Here is a 20806-nt window from a genome sequence, read left to right as displayed (position 1 = left end):
GGCGGCCTGCTCTTGCAGCTGCGGCCTCACTGCGCAGCCTGATTCTTTGCCGCGCCCAGCACCTGCTGCAGCTGGCGCACGTTCTGGCGCAGCGCAGTGATGCCCGCGCCATCGAGCACGTACCAGTTCATGGCGTCCAGATAGGCGATCTGGCCCCTCTTGCCCGCATTGGTGGCCTTGATCAGGGCGTTGTCCAGCAGGCGCTGAGCCGCCGCGCCTTCGCGGCCGATGGCAGCGTCGCGGTCGAGCACCAGCAGCCAATCCGGGTTGGCCTGCAGGATGTACTCAAAGGAAATCGACTGGCCGTGGCGCTCCTGCCCGCCACGGGCCTGGGCCGGCTGCACGCCAAAGGCCGTGAACAACATGCCCATGCGCGAATCGGGCCCGTAACTGTTGATGCGCCCGCCGCTGACCAGCAGCAGCATGGCCTTGCCCGCCGAGGGCGCCAGCGCGCGCAGCGCGGCAATTTCCTGCTCGGCCTGGGCGATCAGCTCCTCGGCGCGCTGCTCGCGTCCGAACAATTGCCCCAGCTTGCGCAAGTTGCTGAAGATGCTTTGCACCGCATCGGCCTCGTCAATGGCCATGTCCAGCGTCGGGGCCAGCAGCGACAACTGCGCATAGCGCGCCTGCGCCCGGCGGCCCACGAAAATCGCATCGGGCTGCAGCGCGCGAATGGCTTCGTAATTGGGCTCGAACAGACTACCGACCTTGGTGTGCGCATCGCCTTCGAATGCGCTCAAAAACTGCGGCATCTTGAATGCCGGCACGCCCACCACCGCCGCCTCGACGCCCAGGGCCTGGAGCATGTCCAGCGTGGCCAGATCGAACACCACCACCCGAGCCAGCGGCTTGTTCAAACGCACACTGCCCTGGGCATGGGCGAACTCCATGCTCGCCGCTGCACCGCCCTCAACTGCCGCTGGCCCAGCAGCCAGCGCTTGGCTCATCAACAGCGCCAACGCTCCAGATACCAAGGCCCCGCCAAGGCGCCTTTGCGCAGATTTCCACATGGCCAGTCCCGCCCTTCCAAACAGCAATCACGGTGCCCATTGCCGTGCCCCAGCCATGGCTGGCGCAAAAGTAATGAGAACGATATTCAAAAAAAGTCGTGCATTGTATGCGCCCGCCCAACTGTTGCAGGGATCCGCCAAAACGCCCAGCTGCAACACATGTTTACGATGAAAGGCACACAAAATCGCCTGCGGCCAGCAGCAAATGCGCCATACTGCCCGCTCTTGCTGCATGCTGCCCCTGGCGCGTGCGCCGGCATTCAGGCCTGCCGGGCCAAGCACCGCATACCGCACACCTGTCTGGGCCCAATACCCCGTCGCAGACCTAAAGCAGCAGGCCGGGGCCTGTTGCGACGATTTGCCGGTTCACTTTCACCATCAACCTGATTCAGAGGACTTTCCCCATGGCCACAGCCAAGAAACGCACTCCCAATGCCGCTTTCATGAAGCCGCTCCAGCCCAATGCCCAACTCGCCGCTGTGATTGGCAACACCCCGCTGCCGCGCACCGAAATCGTCAAGAAGCTGTGGGACTACATCAAGGCCAACAACCTGCAAGACGCCACAAACAAGCGCAACATCAATGCCGACGCCAAGCTGCGCCCGCTGTTTGGCAAGGACCAGATCACCATGTTCGAGCTGGCCGGCCTGATCGGCAAGAACGTCGAGAAATAATCGCTGCCACAGGGCCATTGTGGCCCCTGGGGTGCGCACGATGGCGCTGCTTGGCAGCCCTGGTACCCCATTTCAGCTTTCACCGCAGCCCGCGCTGCTGGCCCCTCTTGTCGAGGGTTTTCGCCAGGCGCGGGTTTGTCGCATCTGACCTTGCCAGCGCCACGCCTTGAAGCTGGCGCCCTCCTCGGACACGCTCCCGGCAATGGAACTACTGATCGTCGTCACCACCGTGGCCCAACAGGCCGACGCCCGTCGTCTGGCCCAGCAGGCCGTGATCCAGGGCCTGGCAGCCTGCGTGCACATCGACGCCATCAACAGCGTCTACCAATGGCAGGGCCAGGTCGAACAACAGCCCGAGTGGCGGCTGTGGTTCAAGACCACGCCCAAAGGCCACGCCGCACTGTGCGATTGGCTGCAAAGCCAGCACCCTTACGAGCTTCCGGCGCTGTACACACTCAGCCCCAGCCACATTGCTGCCCCCTTTGGCGCCTGGCTGCAGGGGCAGGTGCGCACGCCGCAAGAGCCCGTTCAAAACCCTCGCCAATAGCGCTCGCCACAGGTCGGGATGGGCTGCAAGGCGCAAAACGCAGCCAATGGCCCACGCTGCTTGGCAAGTGCTGTCACGCAGCAGGCTGCCAATCCTGGCGATGAGTGCAGCGCGAGGATGTTTGAAGGCGGCGCCAGCGACCTGTACCGCGCCTTGTCACTCTGCTCACTCGCGCCGCTGGGGCTGGCCGGCCGCTTCCAACATGGCCTTGGCAATACCGCGCAGGATGTGGATCTCCTGCTCGCGCAAATCGGCCCGATTGAACAGTTGCTGCAATCGCGGCATCAATTTTTTCGGCGCCGCCGGATCCAAATAACCAATCGCCTGCAGGCCCTGCTGCCAATGCTGCAGCATGGCCTGTACCGCCTGGGCATCGGCGCGGCGCATGCTTGCCGGCGCGGGCTGGGCAGCGCCGTCGCCAGCAGGCGTGCCCCCCAGCTCCTCGCCACGCCCCAGGCCGTCGAGCAGCAGCCGCCACTCATAGGCGATGACCTGCACGGCCGCTGCCAGATTCAGCGAGCCAAAATCCGACACGGTGGGGATTTGCAGGGCCACGTGGCAGCGGTACACATCCTGGTTGCGCATGCCATAGCGCTCGCTGCCAAAGACAAAGGCCACGCCATACGGCGCCGGGCCCTGCAGGCTCTGCCCCAGCTGCTCTCGCAGCCAAGCCATGTGCTGGCGCGGGCTACGGGTAGGCGGGCCGAAATCACGGGCCACCATGGCCGTTGCGCACACATGGTGCATGCCCTGCAAGGCCTCATCCAGCGTGGCCACGGTGCGGGCCTTGGCCAATACGTCGGTGGCACCACTGGCGCGCTCGATGGCCTCCTGGCGCTGCAGCACATCGGGCCAGCGGGGCGCGACCAGCACCAAGTCATCGAAGCCCATGGTGCGCATGGCACGCGCCACCGCCCCCACATTGCCTGCATGGCTGGTCTGAATGAGAACAAAGCGGGTGTGCAACATGGCCGGGGAAGAACAGGAGTAAGTGATGAAGGTGGAGCGCCCAGGGCGCGGGTAAAATCCCGCTCTGGCAGGCGCGCTCAATGGATGTTGAGTGTGCCTGCATTTTGTTGCGCTGCAGCGCTCGCTGCCACGGCCCCAACACCATCGACCACCATTGCCGCAGCACGCAGTCGGGCAAGCGCCCTGGCCGCAGGGCTGCAAGCATGTTTTTGCCCCACCATCGCCCTCATGAGCACCAGTTCCACCAGCCTCCACCCCATGCTCAACGTTGCCATCAAGGCGGCGCGCGCGGCCGGCAGCGTCATCAACCGCGCCGCGCTGGATGTGGAGGCCGTGCGCGTTTCCCAAAAGCAGATCAATGACTTCGTCACCGAAGTCGATACCGCCGCCGAAGAGGCCATCGTGCAAACCCTGCTGGGCGCTTACCCCAAACACGGCATCCTGGCCGAAGAAAGCGGCCAGCGGCACGGCAACCCCAATGCCGAGCACGTCTGGATCATCGACCCGCTGGACGGCACGACCAATTTCATCCACGGCTTCCCGGTCTACTGCGTCAGCATCGCGCTGGCCGTCAAGGGCCGCATCGAGCAGGCCGTGGTCTACGACCCCAGCCGCAACGACTTGTTCACCGCCACACTGGGGCGCGGCGCTTTCCTCAACGACCGCCGCATCCGCGTGAGCAAGCGCACCCAGCTGCACGACTGCCTGATCTGCACCGGCTTTCCGTTCCGCAAGGGCGATGATTGGGCCCAGTACCTGCAGATCTTCACCGAGCTGACGCAAAAAACCGCCGGCCTGCGCCGCCCCGGCGCTGCAGCGCTGGACTTGGCCTATGTGGCCGCAGGCTTCAGCGACGGCTTCTTCGAAACTGGCCTGAACATCTGGGACGTGGCCGCCGGCAGTCTGCTGGTGACCGAGGCCGGTGGCCTGGTGGGCAATTTCACGGGTGAGGCCGACTTCCTCGAACAGCGCGAATGCATGGCCGCAGCGCCGCGCGTTTACGGGCAGCTGGTGCCTATCCTGGGCAAATACAGCCGCTTTGCAGGCGCGCAAGCCAAGCTGGAAGTGGCCACGCGCTCGCGCGCGCTGCGCCAAGTGCTGGGCCTGCCTGCCGTGCCTGAAGTCAGTGAGCAAGCTGCGCCAGACGCTATCGACGAAAGCGCTGCTGCAGCCAGCCCGGGCGAGGCTCCAGCGGCATGAACGCCCCTGCATCCGTATGTGCCGCGGCAGGGCGCGCTGGCTGAGCCCTGGCCCACTGCCGGCTTCGCCATGCGGGCCCCGCCGCTACCGGCGGCAAGCCCTCTTTGACAGCCCTTTGTTTGCTTGATTGGATGAAAAGGCCATGGCCCTGTTCCCGTTCTTCTCGCGCAACAAAAACGCTCCGGCGCCCGCAGTGCCGCCTGCGCAGGCCAAGCCCCCTGCCGCCGCCCCGGCTGCACAGCCCCACCCGCTCGACGCCGCAACTGGCGGCATTTTTTCCGCTGAAAATTCCGCCCAGCGTCAAGAGCGCGTGGCCCAGTGGCTGCAAAGCCAGCCAGACGCCACGCTGCTGCAACAAGTCTATAAAGCCCTCAGCGCCCGCGACCAGGGCGCTGCCAAACCCATTCGCCAACGTATGAACGACATCCGCCAATCCCAACACCAGGAAGAAGCCAGCCAGGACTGGGCCGCCAAAGCTGAAAAAATCCTCGGCGCCGGCACCTTCCGCATTGCCGACGGCATGGCCTGGCTGCGCGATGCCGCCAAGGCCGGCGCACCGCTGTCCAAGGAACCCCTGGCCGAGCTGCGCAGCCGCATCGCCGAGCGCGTCAAGGCCCTGGAAGACCTGCAACACAAGGCCATGGTGCAGAAAGAAGCCGCCGTGCTGCTGGCGCAGCGCATCGACGTGCTCTCGACCAAGCCCTGGCAGCACGCCAGCGAGGCCGAGGCCACGCTGGCCCAAGACATGCAGAAATGGCATGCCACCGCGCAAGAACTCAGCCAGGCTGAGCTGTGGGGCAGTGTCGAGCCACGCCACAGCAACGCCATCGACAGCTCGCGCGTGCAACTGCAGCAAGTGTTCGATGCCTTCAGCGCCGCGCTGGCGCAAGCCCGCCAAGCCGCCGAAGACCCTCAGGCGCCACTGCCACAGGTGCAAGTCTGGGCCGATGAGCTGCGCGCCCTGCACGGCGGCCCGGCCGCAGCCAGTGCCGGCCAAGCCGCCGCGCCACTCTCGCCCGAGCAGCAGGCCAAAATCAACGCTGCCCTCAAGGCCCTGGAACAAACCGTTCGGCAAGGCCAGGCCAAGCAAAGCAGCCAGGCCGCTGCCGCATTGCGCGACAGCCTCAAGGAGCTGCACGGCAGCGTGGATGCCGAGCTGGAGCGCCGCATCAATCGCGCCCTGATTGACGCGGGCGACCTGCAAGGCTGGCAGCGCTGGGGCGCCAACCAAGTGCGTGAAGAGCTGATTGCCCGCGCCGAGCAACTCATGAATGCCGACGGCAAGCCTCAAGCCAGCGGCAAGGCCCTGCAGACCCAAGTGCGCGAGCTGCACGAGCAATGGCGCCAGGTTGATCGATCCAGCCCTCCCAACGGCCACCTGTGGAAGCGCTTTGACGAGGCCATGGGCAAGGCCCGCGCCGTCGTGGACGAATGGCTCAGCAAGGTCAAGGCCGAAAGCCAAGCCCATAAAGCCCAGCGTCAGGCCCTCATCGACGAGCTGCGCGCCCTGGCCAGCAGCCCAGAACAGGCCAACGGCGATCTCAAAACCCTGCACCGCCAGCTGCGGCAATTGGCCGAGCGCTGGCGCAACGCAGGCCATGTCAGCGACAAAGTCTTCACCCAGCTGCAAACCCAGTGGAAAGAAGCCTACGACGCCGCCAGCGCCCCGCTGGAGCAGGCCCGCAAGCACAGCACTGCACTGCGCCGCAACCTGATCGAGCAGGCTCAGGCCCTGGCCGAACGCCAGCCATTGGACATTCGCGCCATCAAAGAGCTACAGCAACGCTGGCAGGCAGAAGCCCAGCGCGTGCCGCTGGAGCGCAAGCTCGAACACAAACTCTGGGACGCCTTCCGCCAACCGCTGGACGCCGCCTTCAACCGCAAGAGCGAGCAGCGCCATCAGGCCCAGGCAGCCGCCTCAGCCCACGATCAGGCCGTGCTGCAAGCCGCCCAGGCCCTGGAGCAGGCCGTGGCCGGCGGCGATGCCCAAAGCATCCGCGATGCCATGCAAGCCCTGCAATCCGCCGTGCGCAGCGCCCCGGCAGACAGCGCCCCGGCCGCGGCTGGCAGCACGCCACCGGCCGCCGAGACCGGCAATGAGGCTGCCGCCAACGCCGAGGCCCAACCGGCCCCAGCCGCCGCACCCGATGCAGGCGCCGCCGACGGGGCAGAACCCGCCGCGCCAGCCGAAAGCGGCGCGCCCGAATCGGCCAGCGATGAAGCCAACGCTCAGGCTCCCGCCGCAGCCAGCGCCCCTGCCGCCGCGCCAGCCAAGCCCGTCATTGCCGTGCGCGGCGACGACCGCCCAGGCGCACAGCCCGCCAGCGCCGCACAGGCCGCAGCGCGCAGCGCAAGGCCTGTCGCACGCCCTGATGCCCGCCGCGAGCGCCATGAGCGCAACGAACGCCATGAGCGCCGCGAGCGGCCCACTGCCGCGCCGCGCCTGGGCGATGCCGCCTTCCGCGCCCAACGTCAGGCGCTGGACAATGCCCAGGCCGCGCTGCGCAAGCTGGCTGCACAGGCCCATGGCGAGACCCTGACTCAGCTGCTACAAGCCTGGAGCCAGCGCGATGCCCAAGCCGTGCCCGCGCACGCCCAATTGGGCAAGCAGCTGCCGGCCAGCCAATACAACGAATGGAAACAGCAAATCGGCCAGCCCGTCAGCACCGGCTCCGAGGCCCAGGCCCAGGCTCTGTTGCGTCTGGAAGTGGCCGCCGACGTGCCCACGCCGGCCGAACACCTGGGCGAACGCCGCACACTGCAGCTGCAGTTGCTCACCCAGCGCCATGCCGTTGGCCCTGAGCAGACCTGGGCCGAGGATGCGCGCAACGTCCTGGCCGGCGCCGCCGATGCACAAAGCAGCAAGCGGTTGCAGGCTGCTCTGAAGGTATTGCTCAAGCGCGGCTGATTCCGCGCCCCGCGCGCCCGCTCCAACCGAGCGCCGCGCACAGCCATGCAAAAAGCCCCGCAGACGCCAGTCTGACGGGGCTTTGCTTTGGAACTTTGTGCTGCCCTTCGCCCTTCAGTGACGGCCTTCGGGCCTGCCCTCACATTGGGCTCGGGGGCGAAAAGTGCATAACACGCTCTAGGGCTTGTCGAGCTTGGATGTTGCAGCGGTGTTTTCGATCAAAACTCCACAACTGCTGCATTGAAAATGCTTGCAAGGTGTACAGGTCTTGCGCGCTGTCTCGCCTTGCATTTGCGGCTTTTGCCTCGAAAAGCTGCTTCGCAAATCCAATCTCAACAACACCCCCGAGAGGCTTACACCGAGAAGCTGGAGCCGCAGCCACAAGTGGTAGTGGCATTGGGGTTCTTGATAACGAACTGCGCCCCTTGCAGGTCTTCCTTGTAGTCGATCTCTGCGCCCAGCAGGTACTGGTAACTCATGGCGTCGATCAGCAGCGAGACGCCATTCTTGGTCATGGTCGTGTCGTCCTCGTTGGTGATCTCGTCGAAGGTAAAGCCGTACTGAAAGCCCGAGCAACCGCCGCCCTGGACGAAAACACGCAGCTTCAGATCCGGGTTGCCCTCTTCGGCGATCAAATCGGCCACTTTGGCGGCAGCGGCGTCCGTGAAGTGGATCGGGGCAGGCATGGACGAGGCCTCAGGGCTGGTGGTGTTTTCAACGGCGGTATTCATCGTATTTCTCCGGTCGATGGCAAATGCAAAATAGTTGGCTGCGCAGCCAGCGATGCTAGGCCAATTTGGATGGCTGCGCTGCTGGGCTGGTCTTTGCTGCAGCGGCATTGCGGCGCGCGGCATCGAGCGCATCCAGCGCTTGCAGCGGATTGTCCGGCGCTGCTGAGGGCTGTGCGCCCTGGGCGCGCTGCAATGGCGTGATGCGGGTCTGGGCGGGTGCACTCGCGGCTGCGGGCATGGCGGCTCCGGGTACGCCAGAAGCGGCCGCCTGTGCTGCTGCGGGCCCACGATCCTCAGCCACGGAGGCTGCTGGCGACACAATGGGCTGCATGCGCCCAGAGATCAGGGCGCCTTGATGCATTTCAAGCTGCCGGTAGCTGACGTCGCCATTGACGCGCGCCTTGGGCTGCAAGTCCAGCATCAGCGCCGCATGTAAGGGGCCTTCGACTACGCCATTGACGATGATGGTGTCGGCATGAATGCCGCCGCTGACTCGCCCGTGCTCGGAGACAAACACCAGCGTGCCTTTCTTGGACTTGGCCTCATTGCCCGAGAGCGTGCCCTCGACCGTGCCATCGATGCGGATGCCATCGGCAAAGGAGATGTCGCCATGCACGTGGCAACCTTCGGCAATCAGGCTTCGGATGGGGGGTTGCTTGCTTTTGGAAAACATCGTTGGCTTTCTGGCAAAAGAAGATGCGCTACGGGCGAGCGCTACGCCCGCGCACGATGGCGGCGGCACAGACACTGAAAGCCGCAAGGGTACTACGGAACGCGAGCATGGCCTCTAGCAGGCTCAAGGTGCGGGTGAAGCCTGCACTTTCGCGGCCTGGGCCGGGCCCAGTCGAACTGTTTGCCGCGCGCGCTCTTGCCCGCCCTCACGCACGATGGCGGTGATGCTGCGCACCTGTACGGCGGCGGGCACTTGCCAATACCCCTCCAGGCGTTGATAGCGATCGAACTGCAGCGCCTGCTGGCGCTGCGCGGGCGGCAGCCTCCAGGGCTTACCGCCTTGCTGCGCGTCGATCTGCCAGTGCAATTGGCCATTGAACGGCACCGCATCACGGCGTGGCTGCATCAGCAGGATCTGCCAGTGCAGCTGCTGGTCATCGTCGCTGCGTTGCGCGTCCAGGCTGCGGATGCTCAAGGCCCCGCCCTCGCCAGCCGGCAGAAGGTTTTCGTAAAAACCCAGGTCATCTCGCAGGCGCTGGTTTTCTGCCTGCAACTGCTCGATGTGCTGCTGCAACTGAGCGACGGTGGCCGCGTGCGCCAGACGAAGCGCATCGGGCAGCGGCTGTTTGCCCGAGCCTTCTTCGATTGACGGCGGTGCTGCGCCATCGCCCTGGCGCTGTGCAGCCGCCGGGCCAATGACGACCTGGGTGGTCTGGGCCTGGCGTTGCAGTTGCTGCTGCAGCGCCTGCATGTCTTGGCGCAGGCGCTGCAATTGCTGCTGCGCCTCGGCCTGCTCGCGCCAGCGCGCCAGCAGCTCCTGTCCCCAACGCATCCCGCCATAAAGCAGCATCAGCAAGGCCACCAGCATCAGCAGGCGCAAAGGCCAGGGCAGCAACCTGCGCGGCGCCAGACGACGGCTGGCGGCTGGAATACGGCGGGAGAATGGGCGCAGGCGCATGCAGGTGTGAAGGATGGGCAAGTAAATGCTGCCTGCACGCACCGGCTTGCCAGTGCGGCAGGCAGCGCGAGCTGGCAATCAGGGCTTGCTCAATGGCTTAGGGCCAGGCCCTGCTTGGTCATTTGCAAGGTGTCGGCATCGATGCCCACGCTGCGCAGATTCGCGCGGGCCTGATCGGCGGCGGCTTGCAGGCGGGCGGGGTCATTGCCCGCTTCCTCTTGTGCGACTATTTGCACCAGTGATTGCCACAGCAGGCTTTCGGCCATGCGCTGCTTGTCGGCATCGCTCATGCTGAGCATGCTTTGGTCCTTGCTCAGCGCGACCTCGAATTGTTGCACTAGCTGGCCTGTGGCCATGTCAGTGTTCTGTGCCTTGTGGATGGTGCCGTAGTTGATCAACAGCCAAAAGGCGATGGCCTGAGCCACGTTGTCTTTCTTGGGCGAGCCGGCTTTTTTGTGCAGCCGCTCACGCACGGCAGGCACGAAGTTCCAGCCGGCCATGGTGCGGATTTTTTGCTCCGTGGCCGCATCCAGCGCGCCGCGTTTGCGGGTGTCTGCCAGCAATTGCTCGATGAACTCAGTGGCCACCTGATCGCTGACAGCCTGCGAGAAGGTGTATTGATAGGCCTTGGGGTTGCTGGCCGGCTGCTGGGCCTTGCCCTGTTTCGCCTTGCGGCTGCTGCCCTGGCTGAAGGCGCGGTTGTGGTTTTCGTAAGTGCGCCGCAGCATGTCCTGGGCGATCCAGTGATCCTGGTAGTAGCTGCCAATGCCCCAGGCATGGGCATTGTGCGTGAGCACACACGCCAGCAGCACGCCAGCGGCCCATGCGCACCGCGCCGCCCAGCGGGGGCGGCGCCAGGCCTGAGAGGGGGAAGTGGGAATGCCAGGGTAGTGGCGCAGGGGCATGACGGACTCTCCTCAAACAAAATGGGGCATTACGGAGAATGCGGGCGCCGCCACTATGCCAGCAGCGCCCTGGGCCTTGCAACACCCGTTTGCCCCGGGCCGGCTCGGCGCATCAGGCCAGTTGGCTCGCCTGGCCCGCCTGGCTCAACTCCTGCTCCTGCAGCACGCGCCACATCACCTTGCCGCTGCCGCTCTTGGGCAGGGCTGGCACAAACTCGATCAGACGCGGCACTTTGTAAACCGCCATGTTGTCACGGCACCAGGCCAGGATGTCCTCGGCCGAGGTCTGCGCATGATCGGGGCGCAGCACAACCACGGCCTTGACGGTCTCGCCCCGGTAATCATCGCGCGCGGCAATGATGCATGCCTCCTGGATGGCAGGGTGGCGGTACATCAGCGACTCGACCTCTGCAGGCCAGACCTTGAAGCCCGAGGCGTTGATCATGCGCTTGAGACGATCGGTGAGGAAAAAGTAGCCTTCTTCATCCACATGGCCCAGGTCGCCGGTGCGGAAAAAGCGCTGCCCGTCAAGGGTGACGAAGGCCTGCTGCGTGGCCTCGGGCTGCTGCCAATAGCCTTCAAAAACCTGCGGCCCGCTGACCAGAATTTCGCCCTGCTCGCCCGGTGGCAGAGTTTGCAGCTTATCCGGATCCACCACACGCGCCTGCACGCCAATGAAGGGGATGCCCAGACACTGCAGCTTGGGGTTTTCCATCGGGTTGCTGTGCGAGGGCGCAGCCGTTTCAGTCAGGCCATAGCCTTCGATGTAGCGCAGCCCGAACTGGTCGTACAGCCGCTGGGCCACGGCCTGCGGCATGGCCGCGCCGCCACCGCCGATGTGCTGCAGGCTGCTGAGGTCGAACTGGGCAAAGTTGGGGCTGGCCATCAGGTCGATCACCATGGTGGGGATGTTGGTCCAGCTGTTGACGCGCCACTTGGAGATCAGCCGCCCGGCCAGCTCCCGATCCCAGCGGGGCATCAGAATCTGCGTAGCCCCCAGGTAAATGCCGCCGTGCATGACGACCACCATGCCCGTGATGTGGAACATCGGCACCACAGACAAAGTCACCGAGGCCATGCTTTGCCGCCCCCACAGGGCCGCGGCCATGATGTTGTAGTTGATGCTGCGGTGCAGGTGCATGCAGCCCTTGGGCAGGCCCGTGGTGCCGCTGGTGTAGGGCAGCACGGCCAGGTCCTCGGCCGTGGCGCAGTGCGCAGGCGGCTCGGCCTCGCAGGCCAGGGCGTCGAGGTAGCGGTGCACCTGCACGCCTTGCGCGGATGGCGCCGGGTAGTGCGTGCACAGCCAATCACGCCAAGCCGGCGGCGGCGCATCGTCGCCCTGCACATTGGCCTCGAAAGCGTCGGTGAACTGCGTCACGATCAAGTGCTGCAGGCGCTGCTGCTCCTCCAGGGCATCACTGGCCTGGGCCAGCTGCGGCGCCAGGTCACCGGTGACCAACGCCACGCGCGCACCCGAGTCGGCAATGTAATGCTGCAGCTCCTGGGCCAAGTTCATTGGGTTGACCGGCACCACCACCGCATTGGCGCGCAGCACCGCATAGTGCGCGGCCACCAGCTGCGGGCAGTTCTGCATCAGCACGATGACGCGATCACCTTGCCGCACACCCAGACTGTGCAGAAAGGCCGCCAGGCGCTCGACCTGCTCGGCCAGCTGGGCATAGCTGGTCTGGGTGCCGAAAAAGACCAGCGCAGGCTTGTGCGGAAAGCGCTGCGCGCTCACGGCCAGGTTGTGCCAGACCGAAGTGGCGGACTGCGGAATCTGGTGTGGCATGTTCTTGGGCCAGTGGGCATGGTGCAAGGTCATGGTCAACGCGCTCCTTCAATGGGAATGGCAGAAATGGCATGGGGCGCAAGAGCACCCCGCCAGACAAACGTTCTGGGACAGGTTCTAAAAGCAAATGCCGTCGCGCTCAATGGTGTCAGCCCCAGGGTGTGCGCCCCTTGAGTCATTTGGCGTCACCTTCGTTACAGGCCTGCACTGGCGGCAGGCACAAAAAAACCCGCCCAGGGCTTGGGCGGGTTGGCTGCGGGCCAGGGCGGCGCAGGTCACAGGTTGTCGATGAAGCTGCGCAGCTTGTCCGAGCGGCTGGGGTGTTTGAGCTTGCGCAGCGCCTTGGCCTCGATCTGGCGGATGCGCTCGCGCGTGACGTCGAACTGCTTACCCACTTCCTCCAGCGTGTGGTCGGTGCTCATCTCGATGCCAAAACGCATGCGCAGCACCTTGGCCTCTCGCGGGGTGAGGCTGTCGAGAATGTCTTTGACCACATCGCGCAGGCCGGCTTGCATGGCCGCGTCCATGGGCGCGACATTGCTGGTGTCCTCAATGAAGTCGCCCAGGTGGCTGTCGTCGTCGTCGCCGATGGGGGTTTCCATCGAGATCGGCTCCTTGGCGATCTTCATGATCTTGCGGATCTTGTCCTCGGGGATTTCCATCTTCTCGGCCAGGATGGAGGCATCGGGCTCGTAGCCAAATTCCTGCAAATGCTGGCGCGAGATGCGGTTCATCTTGTTGATGGTCTCGATCATGTGCACCGGGATGCGGATGGTGCGCGCCTGGTCGGCGATCGAGCGCGTGATGGCCTGGCGGATCCACCAGGTGGCATAGGTCGAGAACTTGAAGCCGCGGCGGAATTCGAACTTGTCCACGGCCTTCATCAGGCCGATGTTGCCTTCCTGGATCAGGTCCAGGAACTGCAAACCACGGTTGGTGTACTTCTTGGCAATCGAGATCACCAGGCGCAGGTTGGCCTCGGTCATCTCCTTCTTGGCATCGCGCGAGGCCTTTTCGCCCGCGAGCATGCGCTTGTTGATGTTCTTGAGCTCCTCCAGCGGCACGACAACCTGGTTTTGCAGATCCAACAGGCCTTGCTGCAGCTCCTGCACCGCCGGCACGTTGCGCCCGAGGATGCCGCTCCAGGGGTGCTTGCCCGCAGCCTCGCGCTCAACCCATTGCAGGTTCAGCAGGTTGGGCGGGAACTCGGCGATGAAGCGCTCTTGCGGCATGCCGCACTTGTCCACGACGATGGCCTTGATCTTGCGCTCGGCTTCGCGGATGGACTTGACCTGCTCGCGCACCATGTCGCACAGCGTGTCGATGGTCTTGGCCGTGAAGCGGATGGTCATCAGCTCGCGCGTGAGCGTGGCCTGCTGCTCGTTGTACTGCTTGGAGCCCCAGCCGTGGCGGTCGTAGGCCTTGTGCAGGCCCTCGAACAGCTCGCGCAAATGCTCGAAATGCGCCATGGCCTTGTTCTTGAGCTCCTCAAGGCGCTTGGTCATGGCCTTGGAGCCGCCCTTGCCGTCGTCGTCATCGTCCTCGTCGAACTCGTCAAAGTCCTCCTCAGCGACGAAGTCATCGGCCTCATCGGGGTCGGCAAAGCCGTCCACGATGGTGGTGATCAGCACCTTGCCCTCGCGGATTTCCTCGCCCATGTTGAGCACAGCGGCAATGATGGCCGGCGAGGTGCTGATGGCTTCCATCATGTCCTGCATGCCGCCCTCGATGCGCTTGGCGATCTCGATCTCGCCCTCGCGCGTGAGCAGCTCCACCGTGCCCATCTCGCGCATGTACATGCGCACCGGGTCAGTGGTGCGGCCGAACTCGCTGTCCACGTTGGACAGCGCGGCTTCAGCCTCTTCCTCGGCCTCTTCCTCGGTGGTCACGTTCTGGCCGCTGTTGGACAGCAGCAGCGTTTCGGCATCGGGGGTTTGCTCGTAAACGTCCACACCCATGTCGCGCAGCAGGGCCACCACGACTTCCAGGGTCTCGGTCTCAATCAGCTTGTCGGGCAGGTGGTCGTTGATCTCGCCGTGCGTGAGATAGCCGCGCGTACGCCCCATTTTGATCAGCATCTTCAGACGCTCGCGGCGCTCGCGGTCCTCCTCTTCGGAGATTTCGCCCTCATCCAGGCCAAACTCCTTCATCAAGGCGCGCTCCTTGGCCTTGCTGATCTTCATGCGCAGCGGCTTGGCCTTTTCAGCTTCATCACCGCTGGCCTCTGCGGTGTCGGCCGCGCTGTCCTCTTCGGTTTCGTCTTCGAATTCCAGATCGTCGTCGAGGTCGAAATTGTCCTCGTCATCGAATGCAGAGGCCTTTTCCTTGCCCTTGCCCTTCTTGGCAGCGGCCTTGCCGCCTTTGGCAGAAGACTTGCTGGCCTTGGCCGTCGTCTTGGCAGGCTTGTCAGGCGCAGCTGCGGCCTTGCTGGTTTTCTTGGCGGCCGCGCGCGGCTTCTTGCCGGCTTCGGCGTCGAGCTCGACTTCCTGCAGCGGCTCCTGGGCCTTGGTCTTGCTGGCCTTGGTGGTTTTCTTCTCAGTCTTGGCAGCCGTCTTCGTGGCGGCGCCGGCTTTGCTGGCAGCGGTGGTTTTTTTCTCTGTAGTCACTGTCTTGCTGGGCGAGGTGGTTGGGGTGGATTTGGGCGTTTGGCTAGCGCGCGAGCGCACAGGCTTGGTCTGGCCGGCTGGAGCTGCGCTTTCCACGCTCTCGGCTGCCGCCTTGCCGGCACGCTGAGCGCTGGGCGCGGCAGCCTTGGGCTGATTGCTGGATTTCTTACTGGTGGCCATGGTGCACTCTCATTCGATTTGGACACGATCAATGGGCAAGACACGCAATGGCCAGACCGCGCCAAGCGGCTTGGCGCCATGCCTGCTTTGCAGTCTCGAGCGCTGCAGCGCCATGATGCGACCGCTCAGGCCATGTCCGGACAGCAAACAGCAGCGGCTGTTGCAAAGGCCCCGGGCACGGGCAAGGCGGGCGGCCGATCGGCCAACAGGCAAGGGGCAAGCTGGGGGGCGAACATTTGGCATACAGTCCTTGCGGTCATTGAGGCGGTGTTTGTCCTGGACACGCTTGCCTGCTCCGGAGGTGCTGCTGTCGCGCTTGCTGGTTCGGGCCTGTCGGGCGCGCAAAAAAGTCTGAATCTGCATGGCGACCTCAAGCGATGCAGCGCCCTTCGGAAGCCATGCCAAGCATGGGCCGCCCACAGATTCACAGCTTCATATTATATTCGCGCGCCTTTTTTCAAGCCCCTCTGGGCAGGGCCATCGAAATACACCGCTGCCGCGCAAAAAAGCTTTCACAGCGCAGCCAAACGCCGCAGGTGGGCCAGCGCCTGCTCCACCTGGTCGATCAGCACCAGGCAGAAGTCACCGGGCTGCAGGCGGGCAATGGCGGCGTCGATGGCGCGCATCTCGCCCTGAATTTCTTCCAGATGGCGGATGCGGTAGCCGGGCTGATCGCGCATGCGCTCAAAGCCCTCGCGCAGCAGCGCCAGCACCTCGCCATGCGCGCGGCCGCGCTGGGCGGCGTCCTGATAGAGAAAGGCCTCGTCAAAGGCCGTGGCCAGGATCGAAGTCTGCGCCCGGATATCCTCATCACGCCGGTCGCCCGCAGCGCTGATGACCAGCACCCGTTTGCCCGCCGGCGTGGCCTGCACCACCTGCACCAACGCACGCATGGCGTCGGGGTTGTGGCCATAGTCGGCCACGACGGTGGCGCCGTTGATTTGCAGCGTATTGAAGCGCCCTGGCGCGTTGTCGGTGTCATTGACGAAGCTGGCCAGGCCGCGCCGGATGGTCTGCGCCGGCAGCCCCACGGCCCAGGCCGCAGCCACGGCGGCCATGACGTTTTGCACCTGAAAGCCAATGCGGCCGTGCTGCGTGATGGGGATTTCGGCCAACGGGATACTGTCGCGCCAAGCGCCTTCGGTGGCTACGATGGCCTCGCCCTCGACGAACACGCTGCGCCGCCCTTGCGAGCGGTGCGCCGCCAAAATGGGATGGTGCTTGTCCATCGCAAAGTAAATCACCTTCCCCGGCGTGGCGCTGGCCATGGCCGCCACCAGCGGGTCTTCGGCATTGAGCACGGCATAGCCTTTGGGGGAGACGTTGCGCACCGTCACGGCTTTGACCTGGGCCAATTCCTGCACAGTGTCGATGTAGTTCAACCCGAGGTGGTCGCCCTCGCCAATGTTCGTGACTACGGCCACCTGGCTCTGGTCGAAACCCAGCCCTTCGCGCAGGATGCCGCCGCGCGCCACTTCCAGCACAGCCGCATCCACCAACGGATGAAACAGCACGTTGCGCGCACTGCGCGGGCCGCTGCAGTCACCGCTTTCGATTTGCCGGCCATTGATGTAGATGCCATCGGTGTTGGTCATGCCAGTGGTCAAGCCATGGGCCATGAGCAGATGCGCGATCAGGCGCGCCGTGGTGGTCTTGCCGTTGGTGCCGGTGACGCTGACCAGCGGAATACGACCATCGTTGCCTTTCTCGAACAGCATGTCGACGACGTATTTGCCGATCGGGCGGGGCTGGCCGAATGAGGGCGCCAGGTGCATGCGCAGCCCGGGCGCGGCATTGACCTCGACCACGCCGCCGGCCTGCTCCTCCAGCGGGCGCTCGACGCTCTCGCACACCACGTCCACGCCGCAAATGTCCAGCCCCACCATCTGCGCAGCGGCCACGGCGCTGGCGGCCACGGCTGGATGCACGGAGTCGGTCACATCGGTGGCGGAGCCGCCCGTGCTGAGGTTGGCGTTGTGGCGCAGCACCACTTTGCGTCCTGGCTCGGGCACGGACTCGGGCGTCAGCCCTTGCAACTGCAATTGCCCCAGCGCGATGTCGTCGAGCCGAATGCGCGTGAGGGAGGTGGCATGGCCATCGCTTCGGCGCGGATCGAGGTTGACGGTGTCCACCAGCTCGCGCACGCTGTGCTGGCCGTCACCGATGACCTGCGGCGGCTCGCGCCGCGCGGCAGCGGCCAGGCGGTTGCCCACCACCAGCAGGCGGTAGTCCTGCCCGGGCAGGTATTTCTCCACCATCACCACGCCGTACTTTTCCGCTGCGAGGTAGGCGGCTTCGAGTTCAGCGAAGGTTTGGATGTTGACCGTCACGCCCTTGCCTTGGTTGCCATCCTGCGGCTTGGCCACCACTGGCAGGCCCACTTCTTGCGCCACCTGCCAAGCCTCGTCCAGGGAGGCCACCGGGCGGCCCAGCGGCACGGGCACGCCAGCGGCCAGCAGCAGCTTCTTGGTCAGCTCCTTGTCTTGCGCAATCGACTCAGCCACAGTGCTGGTGGCATCGACCTCGGCAGCCTGGATGCGACGCTGGCGCGAGCCCCAGCCAAATTGCACCAGCGAGCCGCGCGTGAGCCGCCGCAAGGGGATGCCGCGCGCCAGCGCGGCCTGGGCAATGGAGCCGGTGCTGGGCCCCAGGCGCTCGTGCTCGTCGAGCTCACGCAAACCATTGATCACGGCCGCGCCATCAAAAGCGGCCTGCGCTTGGCCAGAAGCGGCCTGGATCAACGCCAGCGCCGCATCGATGGCCTGACGCCCCACGGCCTCCTCACGGTACTCGACCACGACCTGGTAAACGCCAGTTTCGTTCGTCGGCACGGTGCGCGCAAAGCCAATGGCCACGCCCGCCTCCTGCTGCAGCACCGCAGCGGCAAACTGCAACACATGCGCCAGCGAGGTCGGGCTGCCGTCTTCCGTGGTGAGTGTGCCAATCGCCGGGAACAGCGCCCGAAGGCGCTGGGCCAGGCCAGGCAGGCGCGTGATGTCGCATTCCTCGGGCGTGCAGTGCACCGTAACCAGCATGGCGGTCTTGCGGCTCCACAGGTTGGGGCCGCGCAGGGCGCGAGTTCGCAGAATTTCCATGGCGTGCAGCGTGTGGGGGTAATCGGGGAAAAGTCTTGTCAGACAAGGGCCTGCTTGCGCGCAGCCTGTAGCCCAGGCAGGCGAGGGTCAAAGGTGCGGATGCCTGCGCCGATGAGCTCCGGCGCGATGCCCATGGTCCATGCCATGGCCACTGCGGCCAGCAGCTGCGTTTGCTGCAGGCCCAGCGTGGCCGCGTGCTGGCACAGTGCCGTCCAATCCTCGATGCGCTCGCAGCCAGCTTCGTCGTGCAGTTCAAGGACACTCTCGCCAGGCAGCACCCAGCGCGCCTGGGCCGCATCCGGCGCTGGCTCGTCGCCCTGCTGACCATCCTGCGCCTGCTGCTCCTGCAGCCAGCGCTGGCGCGCAGTGGCATCGCTGGCGTAAAACACCAGCGCGCCATCGCACAGCGGCGCCAGCGCCGTGATCTGCTCATCGTCGGCATTGAGCACGGCCACGCCACTGGCCAGCACCACATCCACCTGGGTGCGCAGCACACGGGTCATCTGCTGCTTTTCCTGAATGTCGTAATCGGCCAGTTCCTCATGGCCGGCCATGTCGGTGACGGCGCCAATGTGGCAGCGGTCGTAGCTCAGGCCTTCGGCCAGGATGCTGCGCGGGCTGTTCTCGATCACGGCCACCTCGATTTGCTGGTTCATCAGCAGGCGGTTGCCGGCCTCCCAGTGGTCGCTGGCGCGCCGGTCGATGAGGCGCTTGTCCAGGAAGATGCCCTGGCGGCAGGCGACGCCCACGTGCCTGCCCGAAAGGTGCAGCAGCCAGCCCACCAGCCGCGCAATGCCCGTGGTTCCGTGGCGCCCGGCAATGCCAATGATGGGAATGCGCCCGGAGAGGTCGGCGCCGTCCTGCAGCGGCGGCGTCGGGAACAGGTATTCGACGATGGCCTGCCCCACTGGCTGGGGCGAGCCCACGGCCGGCCTGAGGTGCATCAGCAGCCCCGGGCCAGCGTTGACCTCAATCACCGCCCCGCCCTGCTCGGCCAGCGGGCGGGCGATGTCCTGCGCCATTACGTCCACGCCGGCAATGTCCAGGCCGACCACGCGCGCGGCCAGCGCCGCCGCTTCGGCGGTTTCCGGGTGTACCTCGTCGGTGCAATCCACCACCACGGTGCTGCTGCGCTGGATCAACACCAGCTTGCCGCGCGCAGGCACACTGTGCGGCGTCAAATCCTGGGCCTTGAGCTCGCGCAGCACGTCTGGCTGCTGCACGTCCACCGCCTGCACTGCGACCGCCGCCTCCTCGCCCGCGCCATCCTCGGCCGCAGCCGCGCTGCGGCGGTGTGGGTCGCTGTTGAGCTGCGCCTGCACCAGCTGCTGCACGGTCAAGACGCCATCGCCGGTGACTTTGAGCGACTCACTGCGCGCGGCAGCCACCACGCGCCCGCCCACTACCAGCAGGCGGTGTTCGTTGCCCGGCACCATGCGCTCGACCATAACCTCGTAGCCATGCGGCTCGGCCGCGTGCCAGGCGGCCTCGACTTCTTCCTGAGTCTGCAGGTTGACGAACACGCCGCGATTGCGCGAAGCGTCCGAGGGTTTGACGACCACAGGCAGGCCGATGTCCTGCGCGGCCTCCCAGGCCTGCTGTGCGCTGGCGGCAATCTGCCACTCGGGCACCGGCACGCCGCAGATCTGGATCAGCGTCTTGGTCATGTCCTTGTCGTTGGCAATGCCCTCGGCAATGGCGCTGGTGTTGGCCGTTTCGGTGGTCCAGATGCGTTTTTGTGCCGCGCCATAGCCCAGTTGCACCAGATTACCGTCGTTGAGGCGGAAGGCCGGGATGCGACGCTCGAACGCGGCATCGACGATGGCCGTCGTGCTCGGGCCCAGGTAGCGCTCGTCGATCACTTCGCGGATCGCCGCCACAGCCGCGGGCACATCGAAAGCTTGGTCATTGATGGCCGCCATGATGAGCCGGTGGCCCTCGCGCAGCGCTGCGCGCGCGACCTGCTCGTCACGGGCGCGGAACACCATGCGGTACACGCCCGGCTGCGAAGTGCTGCGCGTCTGGCCAAAGGCCGTGGGCATGCCCGCCAGATTCAGCAGCTCGATGATGATGTGCTCCAGGATGTGGCCGCACCAGGTGCCTTCGTCCAGCCGCATCAAAAAGCCGCCGCGCTCACCCACGCCGCAGTGGTGCTCGATCAGGCCGGGCAGCCAGGCCTTGAGCCGCCCTGCAAAACCCTCGATCTTGTTGGAGGGAAAGTCCTCCAACTTACCCAGATCCAACCAGACCTCCAACACCTCGCGGTAGGTCCAGATGCTGGGGCCGCGCAGGTAGTTCACGCGCAACAGCGCAATATCCTCGAAAACTGGCATGTGGTGATGGTTTGATGATGGTGCAAAACGGCTTTGGGGATGCCCCGCGCGAATGGCGGCGATTGTGGCATGCCCGCTATGCAAGCCAGTCTGCAAACAACAGAAGCTGTTGCACGCGCGCCAGTTGCGCATTAGCCAGACCGTGCGTGTCAACAAAGGGGCATGCCGACGCGTTGTCGGCAGCTTACGGCCGCTGGCCGCCCGGCTCTGCAAGAGCGTAGTACCC

Annotated in this window: 14 protein-coding genes; 4 read left to right on the top strand and 10 right to left on the bottom strand. The window is 65.3% G+C overall.

Annotated features, from left to right (window positions below; genetic code table 11):
• Window positions 1-26: 26 nt before the first annotated feature.
• Complete coding sequence (locus CK620_RS01475) at window positions 27-947, bottom strand: siderophore ABC transporter substrate-binding protein (RefSeq protein ID WP_179290538.1); 921 nt, start codon at window positions 945-947, stop codon at window positions 27-29.
• 467 nt (window positions 948-1414) lie between these two features.
• Between CK620_RS01475 and CK620_RS01470 the strand changes: the two genes are divergently transcribed.
• On the top strand, window positions 1415-1684 hold the full coding sequence (locus CK620_RS01470) for an SWIB/MDM2 domain-containing protein (protein WP_095541191.1): 270 nt from the start codon (window positions 1415-1417) through the stop codon (window positions 1682-1684).
• Between the two features lie 202 nt (window positions 1685-1886).
• Entirely contained in the window at window positions 1887-2231 is a 345-nt protein-coding gene (gene cutA, locus CK620_RS01465; RefSeq protein WP_095548799.1) for a divalent-cation tolerance protein CutA, read from the top strand.
• A gap of 165 nt (window positions 2232-2396) precedes the next feature.
• On the opposite strand, the gene CK620_RS01460 is transcribed toward cutA, so the two are convergent.
• A complete protein-coding gene (locus CK620_RS01460; protein WP_095549088.1) occupies window positions 2397-3197 on the bottom strand; it encodes an RNA methyltransferase in 801 nt (266 codons plus the stop codon).
• A gap of 231 nt (window positions 3198-3428) precedes the next feature.
• Here CK620_RS01460 and CK620_RS01455 point away from each other — a divergent pair, with 231 nt between their 5' ends.
• A complete protein-coding gene (locus CK620_RS01455; protein ID WP_095541189.1) occupies window positions 3429-4400 on the top strand; it encodes an inositol monophosphatase family protein in 972 nt (323 codons plus the stop codon).
• 142 nt (window positions 4401-4542) lie between these two features.
• Window positions 4543-7308, top strand: coding sequence for a DUF349 domain-containing protein (locus CK620_RS01450; protein ID WP_095549087.1), 2766 nt, complete (start codon window positions 4543-4545; stop codon window positions 7306-7308).
• A 353-nt stretch (window positions 7309-7661) separates the two neighbouring features.
• Here CK620_RS01450 and erpA read toward each other — a convergent pair whose 3' ends face one another.
• The 8 genes from erpA to CK620_RS01410 all read right to left on the bottom strand — a co-directional run bounded on the left by erpA (window position 7662) and on the right by CK620_RS01410 (window position 20580).
• The gene (gene erpA / locus CK620_RS01445) at window positions 7662-8039 is read right to left on the bottom strand and encodes an iron-sulfur cluster insertion protein ErpA (RefSeq protein ID WP_172424187.1); all 378 of its coding nucleotides are present in this window, start codon (window positions 8037-8039) and stop codon (window positions 7662-7664) included.
• A gap of 55 nt (window positions 8040-8094) precedes the next feature.
• On the bottom strand, window positions 8095-8712 hold the full coding sequence (locus CK620_RS14430; protein ID WP_095548798.1) for a bactofilin family protein: 618 nt from the start codon (window positions 8710-8712) through the stop codon (window positions 8095-8097).
• Between the two features lie 123 nt (window positions 8713-8835).
• Entirely contained in the window at window positions 8836-9669 is an 834-nt protein-coding gene (locus tag CK620_RS01435) for a DUF6776 family protein (RefSeq protein WP_143325858.1), read from the bottom strand.
• An 89-nt stretch (window positions 9670-9758) separates the two neighbouring features.
• Window positions 9759-10574 carry a DUF6683 family protein gene (locus tag CK620_RS01430; RefSeq protein ID WP_095548796.1) on the bottom strand — a complete coding sequence of 272 codons (816 nt, stop codon included), beginning with the start codon at window positions 10572-10574 and terminating at the stop codon, window positions 9759-9761.
• A 112-nt stretch (window positions 10575-10686) separates the two neighbouring features.
• Window positions 10687-12399: a long-chain fatty acid--CoA ligase gene (locus CK620_RS01425; protein WP_095548795.1), complete on the bottom strand. Its 1713-nt coding sequence runs from the start codon at window positions 12397-12399 to the stop codon at window positions 10687-10689.
• A 242-nt stretch (window positions 12400-12641) separates the two neighbouring features.
• Entirely contained in the window at window positions 12642-15152 is a 2511-nt protein-coding gene (gene rpoD, locus CK620_RS01420; RefSeq protein ID WP_179290537.1) for an RNA polymerase sigma factor RpoD, read from the bottom strand.
• A 512-nt stretch (window positions 15153-15664) separates the two neighbouring features.
• Window positions 15665-18247: a cyanophycin synthetase gene (cphA, locus tag CK620_RS01415; protein ID WP_095548794.1), complete on the bottom strand. Its 2583-nt coding sequence runs from the start codon at window positions 18245-18247 to the stop codon at window positions 15665-15667.
• Window positions 18248-18285: 38 nt separating this feature from the next.
• On the bottom strand, window positions 18286-20580 hold the full coding sequence (locus CK620_RS01410) for a cyanophycin synthetase (RefSeq protein WP_095548793.1): 2295 nt from the start codon (window positions 20578-20580) through the stop codon (window positions 18286-18288).
• Window positions 20581-20806 lie beyond the last annotated feature (226 nt).

This window comes from Vandammella animalimorsus, assembly GCF_002285285.1.
In the GTDB taxonomy this organism is placed as follows: Bacteria; Pseudomonadota; Gammaproteobacteria; order Burkholderiales; family Burkholderiaceae_C; genus Lampropedia; species Lampropedia animalimorsus.
Note: the sequence above shows the minus strand (reverse complement) of the source record. Positions and strands in the feature narration are given on the sequence as shown.